Origin of the sequence: Sphingobium sp. (assembly GCF_035511395.1) — a bacterium.
Taxonomy (GTDB): domain Bacteria; phylum Pseudomonadota; class Alphaproteobacteria; order Sphingomonadales; family Sphingomonadaceae; genus Sphingobium.
The window spans coordinates 1-10,764 of the sequence record NZ_DATKFP010000206.1 but is presented as its reverse complement, the minus strand read 5'-3'; the positions used below and the strand labels follow the sequence as shown (position 1 = coordinate 10,764).

Annotated in this window: 8 protein-coding genes and 1 pseudogene; 5 read left to right on the top strand and 4 right to left on the bottom strand. The window is 61.3% G+C overall.

What is annotated here, in order from left to right:
* The 3 genes and pseudogenes from VMR39_RS14520 to VMR39_RS14510 form a co-directional block, all read right to left on the bottom strand.
* Nucleotides 1–286 (bottom strand): annotated as a pseudogene (locus tag VMR39_RS14520) (hypothetical protein); the annotation flags it as partial.
* A gap of 59 nt (nt 287–345) precedes the next feature.
* On the bottom strand, nt 346–960 hold the full coding sequence (locus VMR39_RS14515) for a hypothetical protein (protein WP_325416702.1): 615 nt from the start codon (nt 958–960) through the stop codon (nt 346–348).
* On the bottom strand, nt 957–2,024 hold the full coding sequence (locus tag VMR39_RS14510; RefSeq protein ID WP_325416701.1) for a hypothetical protein: 1,068 nt from the start codon (nt 2,022–2,024) through the stop codon (nt 957–959). Before VMR39_RS14510 ends, VMR39_RS14515 begins: the two co-directional genes overlap by 4 nt.
* 272 nt (nt 2,025–2,296) lie before the next feature.
* Between VMR39_RS14510 and VMR39_RS14505 the strand changes: the two genes are divergently transcribed.
* The 5 genes from VMR39_RS14505 to VMR39_RS14485 are packed head-to-tail and all read left to right on the top strand — an operon-like array spanning nt 2,297 to nt 9,186.
* Nucleotides 2,297–2,890 (top strand): DUF6088 family protein, encoded by a 594-nt coding sequence (locus tag VMR39_RS14505; protein WP_325416700.1) that lies wholly within the window; start codon nt 2,297–2,299, stop codon nt 2,888–2,890.
* Nucleotides 2,883–3,899, top strand: coding sequence for a nucleotidyl transferase AbiEii/AbiGii toxin family protein (locus tag VMR39_RS14500; RefSeq protein ID WP_325416699.1), 1,017 nt, complete (start codon nt 2,883–2,885; stop codon nt 3,897–3,899). Before VMR39_RS14505 ends, VMR39_RS14500 begins: the two co-directional genes overlap by 8 nt.
* A 25-nt stretch (nt 3,900–3,924) precedes the next feature.
* Nucleotides 3,925–5,880: an ATP-dependent nuclease gene (locus tag VMR39_RS14495; protein ID WP_325416698.1), complete on the top strand. Its 1,956-nt coding sequence runs from the start codon at nt 3,925–3,927 to the stop codon at nt 5,878–5,880.
* Between the two features lie 4 nt (nt 5,881–5,884).
* Nucleotides 5,885–7,864 carry a UvrD-helicase domain-containing protein gene (locus tag VMR39_RS14490; RefSeq protein WP_325416697.1) on the top strand — a complete coding sequence of 660 codons (1,980 nt, stop codon included), beginning with the start codon at nt 5,885–5,887 and terminating at the stop codon, nt 7,862–7,864.
* Nucleotides 7,861–9,186, top strand: coding sequence for a hypothetical protein (locus tag VMR39_RS14485; protein WP_325416696.1), 1,326 nt, complete (start codon nt 7,861–7,863; stop codon nt 9,184–9,186). Before VMR39_RS14490 ends, VMR39_RS14485 begins: the two co-directional genes overlap by 4 nt.
* A gap of 193 nt (nt 9,187–9,379) precedes the next feature.
* On the opposite strand, the gene VMR39_RS14480 is transcribed toward VMR39_RS14485, so the two are convergent.
* Nucleotides 9,380–10,522, bottom strand: coding sequence for a site-specific integrase (locus VMR39_RS14480; protein ID WP_325416695.1), 1,143 nt, complete (start codon nt 10,520–10,522; stop codon nt 9,380–9,382).
* Nucleotides 10,523–10,764: the final 242 nt, after the last annotated feature.

Genomic DNA, 10,764 nt, shown 5'->3' with positions numbered 1-10,764 from the left:
AGTTTGCACGCTGGCGACGTGTGACGGTCTTTGTGTCAGTTGCCTGTTCGAACCAAATACAACGCCGCACCTCCTCACCGGGCGCGAGATTGTGCAAGACATGTCCGACGATCTCCCGGAGACCGCTCGCGACCAAATTGCCTCTTATCGGGTTGGACTTGTCGCGCGCTATCCTGTAGGCGCCTTTCAGAATTGTTCTGAGAAACCGATCCTCAGGAAAGTACCGAACGAGATCCGCTCGTAATGAATTAATGTCGTTCCAGGTCGCAGCTTGGGTTTGGGGCATATTTATTTCACGAGCACTGCGTCCGAATTCGCCATGAGCGGAGCTTTCTCGCGCGAGCATCAATATTTTTCAAAGCTGGGATTGTAAAAACGATCAGCAAGCTCGCCAAGTATGGAACGCGCTTCTCGCACTGCGTGAAGCGCTGGAGGGCTTGCGATCTCTGCAATTAGCGTGTCGTCCTTGGCGATTGTAGCGACTATCCGCAGCAAGGTGGCGAAGGAGTCGCGAAGCATGTCGAGCACATGAGGCTCGCACCAGAGGTCGCCGAAGTCCCGCTTTCGGACTTCTCCGTGCCATCGCGGGTTTCGGGAGAATACGAGCGCGCTCTCCATTCTGAACGATACGCCATGTGCGATATTGTGTCGGATGATGAACCCGGAGCGGGCGGCTCGGTACCAGTTTTCCAGCATGCTGTGGACAGCGCCGTCCGTTACGCTAGCGACATGCTTTTCGAGCATCGTGATGAGTTCAGTAATCGGCCTTGCATCGGTTTCCGGCCGAATTCCTTTTGGGTCGATCCTCTCCAAGACCCAGATGGCACGCTCAAGGTGGTATTCGATGTTCGCAGCAAAGACGATGATCGAGGCCAATTTCGGTCCAACGATTTGGTCCAGGCCCAGCGCCGCATCGAGCTGATCGGCTCGTCCGAATTCCCGGGTGGGTTGCTCCGTCATGTGCTCGTCCGTTCTGCCGTGTCTTGGGCGTGGCCCTTTTGATGGGGCGATTGACCGGGAGGGAAGCGTTTTTTGAGCAGGAAGTCCGGCCCGCTCTGAGGCTGCTGGTGGAGGATTGTGCGTACCACTTTCTGGTCCAACGCCCGTTCGAGTGCACGCCCGAAGTTGGTCATGTTGCTGACGACGGCATCTCGCCGGACGGCGTGTCTCCAGTTGATCGCGGCACCTTGGGGCAATGTCCAGTTCAGCAAATGCGTGAGCGCCATGTGCCCAAACATCATGCCCGCATCGTCGTCGGCGACGAAATGAAGTTCGATATGGGTGTCGCTATGGGTCTGTCGTTCGGCCAAATCCCACGTCGTGAAGAGGGGCGCCACGTCTGGGGCAAGCTCGCTGGCACCCTTGCCATCCGCGACGATGAAGCCGACCTTATCAATCCGCATTTGCCACTGTTCGGTGACCGTACCGTCGTGTTCTTCGGTGGCGAGTAGTTTTTGCTTCCTGCAGCGAAACCGTATGCCCGCGCCCGGTGCGATCTTGTAGGCGACATCGCCGGCGAGAACGCCGAGCAGGTTCTCTTTCATGGCGTCGCCGAAGCGGATGTTGAAGTTCTTGCGCGCCTTGGTGAGGTGCCGTGCTTCGAAGAGTGTCCATATGCCATGATGTTTCCAGGCGATGAGCAGCGGCATGTTGACGAGGGTGGCATAGGCAGTGAGCCGTTCGAGATATTCAGGTGTGAAGGATAGGGTTTGCTTCGTCTTGGATTTGACCTCGATGAGCAGAGGGCCGGTGTTCTCGAATTGCGCCAAGAGGTCTGGAACCTGGTAGGTGTCTCGAGAGGTAAGAGGCGCCTGGTGTTGATCGAGCTTGTGAACGAGGCGCGCCTTACCGAGCCAGCTGCAGATGGCGGTAAACTCGTCCTCGGCGGGCAGCCCAACGTCGAGGCGTCGAACGCGGTCGGCAATTGTCTTTGGATCCGCCTCCCAGCCCAGTTCGGAGAGCACCTCCTGAATTAGCCGATCGCCATCGTCTGCTGGTTGCATGTCATCGGTTCTCGCGAACATATTTCAAAGTCCGCGGTATACGCGGTGTTTGCAATATTAAGCTTACTTCAAGGGCTCGATCATGCTGCCCGGCCGGGGAGCCGGTCGTGTCGCTGGCGGTTCAGTCCTTTGATGAACCCCATTTCATTGCCCAGTGCCCTTCTGACCTTGTGAGCCTTCAATCTGATCAGGGGCAAGCCGCCGTTAAGGGTGTGCGCCCTTCTGATCGGCATTGTCAGTTCTAGGTTGAAAACTGTCAGAAAACTATATATATTTCTGACAGGAGAACAGCCATGCAGTGTTTGACTGACCAGATTCTTGAACACGCGAAGCGGCTGCCGGAGGGCACGCCCGTTGCGGCTAAGAGCCTGCTTCACCTTGGTAATCGGGCCGCGGTGGACCAAGCGCTGTCGCGCATGGCCGAGCGGAGACAACTGATCCGGGCCGGCCGGGGCGTTTACCGCCTGCCAGTCACGAGTCGGTTTGGGACCAGAGCGCCGTCCGTCGAACAGGCGGTCGAGGCGCTCGCCGCCCAGCGTGGCGAGGTTATCGTCTCGAGCGGCGCGGCCGCTGCCAATAGCCTCGGGCTTACGACGCAGGTGCCGGTCCGATCCGTCTATCTAACGTCGGGGCGGACCCGGAAGATGAACCTCGGCAAGCAGATCGTCGAGCTTCGCCACGCGCCGCGCTGGCAGCTCGCCATGGCGCATCGGCCAGCGGGACAGGCAGTTCGAGCGCTGGCCTGGCTCGGCCCGGAAAGAGCCGAGTCGGCCCTCCAGACCCTGAAGCGCAAGCTACCGCCCGCCGCTTTCAGCGAGTTGGTGGCGGCCGCGCCTCAGCTTCCGACCTGGCTCGCGCGCAGCGTAGGAAAGGTCGCGCATGGCTGATGCCTTCCTCCTCCTTCCGGCCGAGGATCGCCGGGAAGCCTTGAGCGTCGCTGCCGATCGCTCGGGCCGACCGGCGCACCTGCTTGAGAAGGATGCGTGGGTGGTGTGGGCGTTGGCGACGCTCTACGGTTCGCCGCTCGGCGAACATCTGGTCTTCAAGGGCGGCACTTCGCTGTCGAAGGCCTATGGCGTCATCCGGCGGTTTTCCGAGGACGTCGATCTGACCTACGACATTCGCGCGCTCGCCCCCGACCTTGTCGGAGACAATGGTGAAGCGTTGCCGAAAACCCGAAGCGAGGAAAAGCGCTGGACGAGCGCAGTGCGCGAGCGCCTGCCGGATTGGGTGGCGGGGACGGTTAAGCCGGTCATCGCCGAAGCGCTGGCGGGCGAATCCCTATCGGCCGTGATCCGGATCGATGGTGAGAAGCTCTTCATCGACTATGAGGCGACGACGACGGGCTCGGGCTATGTGGCCCCGAGCGTCATGCTCGAATTCGGCGCCCGCTCGACGGGTGAACCTGCGAGCCCGCGCGATGTCAATTGCGACGCGGCCGGGCTGGTGGATGGCGTGGTCTTTCCAACGGCTCGGCCGAGGGTCATGCATGCCGAGCGGACTTTCTGGGAAAAGGCGACCGCGATCCACGTCTTTTGCCTTCAGGAGCGGCTGCGCGGTGATCGTTTCGCACGTCACTGGCATGACGTGGTGCGTCTCGATGAAGCCGGCCTCGCGGCGGCGGCCTTCGCGGATCGCGAGCTGGCCAACGCCGTGGCACGTCACAAGGCGATGTTCTTCGCCGAGAAGGCCACGGATCGATCTCAGATTGACTACGCCGCAGCCGTGAACGGCGGCTTGCAGCTCGTCCCAACCGGCGACGGCGCCAATGCTCTCGCAGAAGATTACGCGCAGATGGTCGACGATGGGCTCCTCCTTGAGGAAGCCGAGCCTTTTGAGACTCTCATGGAGCGGTGCGCAGATATAGTCGCGCGAGCGAACAGCGCGGCAGCATAAGAAAAACGGGGCTGGGGAGGCGGCGGTGTATATTTCCGAAATCTACGCGAGCGGCTTCCGGTGCTTCGATCCGACCGCACCGTTGCAGTTGAAGCTCTCACCCGGTCTTAATATCCTCGTGGGGCCGAACGACGCCGGGAAGAGCGCGATCATCGACGCCGCCCGCTATGTCCTTTGGACACGCGGCGACGATTATATCCGCCCTGACGAACACGATTTCCATGTCGGCGCGGACGGCATCCGTGGATGCGACTTCATCGTTCGCTGCACCTTCGACGACCTCAACGCAGACGAAGAAGCCGGCTTTCTCGAATGGTGCACCAACGAAAAGGGAAAGCTTAGGCTGCACGTTTGCATGCGCGGCGCTCGGCGCGTCGCGCCAGGCGGCGGCAGCATCATCTCCAGCCAGCACCGCGCTGGCGCCGAAGGCGAAGGGCTGCCGCTCGACGGAGAGCTACGGGAGTACCTGAAGGCCACATACCTCAAGCCGTTGCGCGACGCCGAGCGCGAGATGCGAGCAGGGCGCCGGTCGCGCCTCTCGCGCATTCTCGGCGCGATGCCCACGATGGGGCCACAGAGCAAGCCGGCCGCGCCGGGCGCCAACGCTACGCTCCATGACACGCTCGCCGCCGCGGACACGGCGGTCCGAGGCAACCCCGCCGTGGGAGGCGTCGCCAGCAGCGTAAACACCGATTTTCTCGACAAGCTGTCGTTCGTGGATGACCGCCTCGTCGCGACGCTGGACCTCGGCGCAGGCGGTTCTTTCGATCAAATACTCGAACGGTTCGAGCTCTATCTCAACGCCAAAGCAGGCAGCGAGCGCGTACAGCGCGGATTGGGCTACAACAATTTGCTGTTTATGGCGGCCGAGCTGCTGCTGCTGCAGTCGCACCCCGATCAGGTCCCGTTCCTCCTCATCGAGGAGCCGGAAGCGCACCTGCATCCCCAGCACCAGACGCTGTTCATGGAGGTGCTCGCGGCGCGCGCCGCCAAACCGGACCCCCAGAAGGGCGAAACCCATCAACAGGTTCAGGTTCTGCTCACGAGTCATAGCCCGCAGCTCGCGGCGGGCGCCGAGCTCGAGACTATGACGATGATCGTCGGTCACCGTGCCTTTCCATTGGGAGCGGCGCACACCCGGCTCGAAGTGGAGGACTACGAGTTCCTGCGCCGGTTCCTTGACGCGACCAAGGCCAACCTGTTCTTCGCCCGCGCGCTGATCGTCGTGGAGGGCGACGGCGAGCATCTCCTGCTGCCCGCGATAGCCGAGAAGCTTGAACGTCCGCTCAGCCGATATGGTGTCTCGCTTGTCAATGTCGGACATCGCGGCCTGTTCCGGTACAGCCGGATTCTGCAGCGCAGAACGGGGAGCGCGATCCCTGTGCCTGTGGCGCTGATCCCCGACAGAGACATTCCGCCAGCTGAGGCGAAGGCCCTCGTCGGTGATCGGAAGACCGAGAACGAGCTGACGCAGGACGAGGTCGCTGCGCGGCTGAAGACGCTGCGGCGTGACGTCGGCGACCCTGTCGACGCCTTCGTCGCCGACAGTTGGACGCTCGAGTTCGATCTCGCACTAAGGCCCGAGCTTGCTGAGAGCGTTCACCAGGCGGTCCAACTCGCCAAAACAAGCAGTCGCAAGCCGGAGCGGCTTGCGAAGATCGTGCAGAAGGCCAGTGAAACTTACGCGGCCTGGAAAGAGGCTGGGCTCTCTGCGACCGAGATCGCAGTGAAGATCTACCAGCCCGTCCATGACAAGGAGGCCTCCAAAGCCGAGGTCGCCGAGCAGCTTGCCGTCATACTTCGGCAACGCACGGATACGCCGGAGCAGATGCGCGAGCGGCTCCCGCCCTATCTGGTGCGCGCGATCGACTACGTGACGGGCGACTATGTCCCCGGAGCGCCCATGATCGCCGAGCCGGAGGCCGAAGACGACGAGATCGGGGTCGCTGGCCTAGACGGCGCGGCGGCGGTGAAGGCGTAGCGCCATGTTCGAAATCCTGCCGCTCACACCCGAACTGCTTGCTGAACTTGGTGATGAGCTGGGCGGCTGCGATTTCACTGATCCGAGCCAGATCAACTTCCTGGCCAACGCCGCTCCCTGTGACGTGCAGGCGGCACCGGGCAACGGCAAGACGACGCTGTTGGCGGCGAAGCTCGCGCTGCTGTCGCGCAATTGGACGACCCGTAGGCGCGGCGTGTGCGTCATCTCACACACCAACGCGGCGCGGACCGAGATCGAAGATATGATCGCCCGCCATCCGACTGCGTCGCGGATGATGGCCTATCCTCATTTCACCGGCACGGTCACGGCATTCATCAACCAGTATCTCGCCTTGCCCTATCTTCGAGGCCTGGGCTGGCCCGTGCGCCAGATTGACGACGATGCTTTCGCGGCCGAAGCTTTGCGGCGCTATCCGTCGTTCTGGGCACTGAAAAAGCAAGCCGAGAGGGCCAGCGCAACCGTAGCCAAATGGGTTGGTAATCTCACGCTCGATGCAGCCTTCGATGACGTAAGGCAAGAACCTGAAAGCCTGATCGTGCAGCGGCAAAAGGGTCAGCACGGCGCTGATACAGATTGCGGCAAGGCGCTATCGAAGCTCAAGGCCGTGATGGTCAAGAGCGGGATCTATCGCTATGCCGACATGACTGCGCTCGCATGGCGTGCGCTCCGCGATAACCCCAGTCTTGCCGAGCGGCTTCGCGATCGGTTTCCGCTCGTCATTCTCGATGAAGCGCAGGACACACATGGCGACCAGCTCCGGCTGCTGGAGCACGTGTTCAAGCAAGGCGAGGCGGCGTTCCAGCGTCTCGGGGACAGCAATCAGACGCTATACGAGGACGATGGAGCTGCGCCGGCATATTGGACGCCGGGCGCCGAGTGCATCCCTCTCGATACGAGCCACCGGTTCGGCGGGGAGATCGCCTGTTTTGCAAGCCGGCTGACCGTACGCCAGGCCCAGACCATTGTCGGGCTGGGCGCACGGCCGGCATCGCGGGTGATGTTCCTGTTCGATGAAGCTTCGATCGGTAGGGTTCTTGGAGCTTTCGCCGAAGAAGCACGCGCGCTGTGGGGTGACGATTGCAGCACGCGCGACGTTTGGGCGGTTGCGTCGCGTCACAATCTGGCCGGCAAGAAGGGAGCATGGCGGCCTAAAAGTCTCGTCGACTATCATCCCGCATATCGCAGCGAGGGCGGGTCTCGATCAAAAGCGAATCTCTTTTGCCGGCAGCTTCAGAAGGCCGCCGTGCACTATGCCGCGGCGCGACCGCCCGCAGAGGTGGGTGAGATGCTCGCGGCCGCGGTGTCTGGGCTGGCGCGCGCTCATGGGTGGAAGGCAGCGAATGACCGTCCCCTCACCGCGCACAATGTCTGGGCGGCGCTGGCGGATCGCGACCTCGCGTTGCCCCACACTGTACGTCGATTGCTGCGGGACCATGTGCTTGCCGACGCTGCGGTGTGGGAAGAGGCGGCATGGCTGGCATTTGTGGAAGCGTTGTTACCACTGTTCAGTCCGGCTCCTCAGGGCTCCGAGGGCGATATCGCGGAATTTTGCACCTTTGTCGCCGAACAGAAGGCTGATCTTGCCGACCCCGAGCGCCGCTCAACGAAACAGGTTCAATTCGACGATCTCACGTTGCGGCTGGGGTCAATCCACTCAGTCAAGGGAAAGAGCGTAGACGGCATTCTCGTCCTTGAGAGCGAGATTTGGAAAGGCAATAGCGCGGACCAGCAGTGCATCGATCTGGCTACGGTGCTTCCACGCGCGTTCGGCGTTACCGACGAGCTCTTTACGGGGGTAAGGCTCACCGCCGCGACAAACGTCTTCGTCGGCGTGACCAGGCCGCGCGAGTTGTTGGGGCTCGCGCTGCGCAAATCCGAAGCAATGGACCTGATAGAGCCCGCCACGGAACAAGGCTGGAAACTTGTCGACCTGGTCGCGCAGGCCACGGAGCCGAAGGAATGAGGGGGCTCGTATCGACCGCCGGACCGGGAACATCGACCAAGCTGATCGGTGTGACCAAGCATACGAAGCATGGCCACGTGCCAAGTCCGGTCTCGCCCCATTTCGTGGCACCGCCGGTGCAGCCGGTCCTGTCTTTCAATTCGATTGCCTTGGCCGCCGCCATCGCGAGGACGGCGACGACTTGGGATGATGCGCCCGTCGTCCTACTCGACGGATTGCAGCAAGGCGCTCTGATCGAACTGGAGACTTTGCTCCAGGATGGATCGACCTTTGCGCTCGAATCTCATTTCAAATTCCTCGCGGATACTGCTGGGTCGCAGTTTGCGGCCAAAATCGGCGCCGGCATTGCCCACCTCTACATGGACGCTCCCGGCTACGCATGGAGGGCCAACGCGGCGTGCCTCTCGTCGTCGCTCGATCCCCATGCGGATTTCATTTACGAAGGTGGCAACGCGTCCGGCCACGGCGTTGTGCTCGCCGAGGCGCACGGTTCGTTCGCCAAAGACGCGAGCGCCGCCAAGGTAGCGAATGCGGCGAAGAGAAAGTACGTCAAGCAGGTAAAGCCCTTTGTCGCGAAGCCGTCGCCGTTCGGTGAGGTCATCCACGGCTATTCAATTGCGTTCGGCTCGAAGCCGACAACAGCTGGGAGCTTCCTGGCCGTGTCGGAAACACGGATATCGAAGCCGCGAAAACAAACTCCACCGCCAAGCGGCCCGCAGAGAGGCGCGATACCCGAAGGCACGTCGGCGCCGATGGCCCTTGCGACCCATCGCTCGAACTTTCTCTTGATGGGCGCGCCGGAAGTAACAGATTGGATCGACTGGATCCGCTCGCCAGAGTCCCCAGCTCCCGAGGGTCATGGCGTTTCGTTCCTTCGATTTGGCTATGCGGGGCGAACGTATTTAGCGGGGCCTTCGCGGCTTTTGCGGCCCGGAGGTCCGCCATGGTGGACCGAGGATTTCTTCGAGCATCCAGAATGGTGGCGACTTGCTCGGCGCACACGTTTGTCGCCGTCGCGTCACCCTAGCTTTGACTTCGGCTGGTTCGCGATCGAGGAGAAGGCGGCAGCCAAATTCTTGAACGCGCTGAGCAATGCGATCCGCGACCGAGCGGCGAGGCTGCCGGCAACGATGAGGCTTCCAACCGTCGAACCAACAGGCTTTTCTCTCTGCGCGGAAGGTCGCATTGCTCGGGCAGACGCAGATGAGCCTGATCGGTATGCGCTTTTCCGCGACGGCTTGGCCCTTCTGGGAGAGCCGTTCCGAGGACGACCGCGTGATGTGGTTGTCTGGTCGCCGGAAGGAGGTATGGCGCTGGATTGATCGTGTGCGAGGTGGAGTCGCTTGCGACATAGGGCCGGCCAACGCATGTGAAGTCATATCTCGGTTGGGACCGTTTGCTACCCCGCTGTACGCAATATTCTTCGAAGCATCGCTTTTCCCGCGTAGAGCAGCATGGAATGAAGAAAAAAGGCCAGTCGCAAGTGAAGATCACTGCATACCCCCTGATTTGACCTTATCCGTCAATCGAGTTCTTCGACCGGTTCGCCATAGCAGCCAAGGCCGCCCATGGACTTGTCCCCTTGGTCGGCTCAGAAGCGACAAGCGCGCGTGCCGTATCGAAGCGGTGGAGATGTTCGGGACGCAAATTGGTATAGCGCTTCAGCATCTTCCAGTCGCGATGCCCTGTGACCAGTGCGACTTGCTCAATGGTGAAGCCGGCTTCGAACAGATGGCTTGCACCTTCATGGCGCAAATCGTGAAAGTGCAGGTTCTCTATCTTCAGGTCGCGACAGGCGCGCCGGAACGCGGTACCAACCGAGCGCGCGTTGTAGGGGAAGATGCGATCGTTTTTTGCGACTGCTGACTTTTGCTCCCGAAGAATAGCCCATGCATCAAAGCCCGTGGCGGCGAGGAGCGGTACCTTTTGATCGTTTCCATCTGTCTCGCGCGGATCCTTTCGGTCACGGATGAGCACCGTTCTTGTGTTTGCGTCGATGTCGCTCCAGCGGATACGGCAAATCTCGTCCTGCCGCATGGCGGTGGCGACGGCGAAGCGAATAATCCTGGCAAGCGGTATGAGCTGGCGAGGGTTCGCGTCGAAATACGCAATCAGGCGTTTGAGTTCATCCGCCGTCGGCCGCCGGTCGCGCGACCGGCTCCGGCCGATGACACCGAGATGCTTCAGCGCGGTGCGGGCAAGGTCGACCGCTTCGGGCGAGACCGCGATCCCGTGAACCGCCGCAGCATGCGTGATGATGGTCTTTATATATGACAGGTCCATGCCGACGGTCACCGGGCCGGCACCTTCCTTAAACCGGTCCTTGCCGAAGCGGATCAGGCGCTCGCGACTGAGATCGGCCATTCGAACCTTGCCGAGTTTCTCCTTGAGCGCGTCCAGCGTGAACGCTTTGGAACGGCGAGGGGACCGGCCAACCTCCTGAAGCGCGGCGAGATGCAGGTCGATCAAATCGCCGAATGTGGTCGGTTTCTTTCGCGTGCGGGAACTGGGGACCTCGCCCTGATCGATACGGCGTTCCATATCGAGGGCCCATGCTTCCGCCTCCTTGTGTCGGCGGAAGGTCTCGGCGATATATCGTCCTTTGCGCAGGACCTGCACACGCCAGTTGCCGGAGGGAAGCTTTTTGATGGTCGCCATCGATCCAGGGTCATTTCATGTGCACTATGTGTGCACAGAGAGGTACAAACAGGGAATAATTGGTCGTTTTTGAGTGCACACGGAGCGCACACGTTCACGTTTAAGTTCATGGGACAATAGACTAAGTCACTGAAAATGCTGGGAAAAAAGATCTCCATTGCCCCTATGATGGACTGGACGGATCGGCACGACCGGTTCTTCTTGCGCCTCATCACGCGGCGGGCGCTGCTCTATACGGAGAT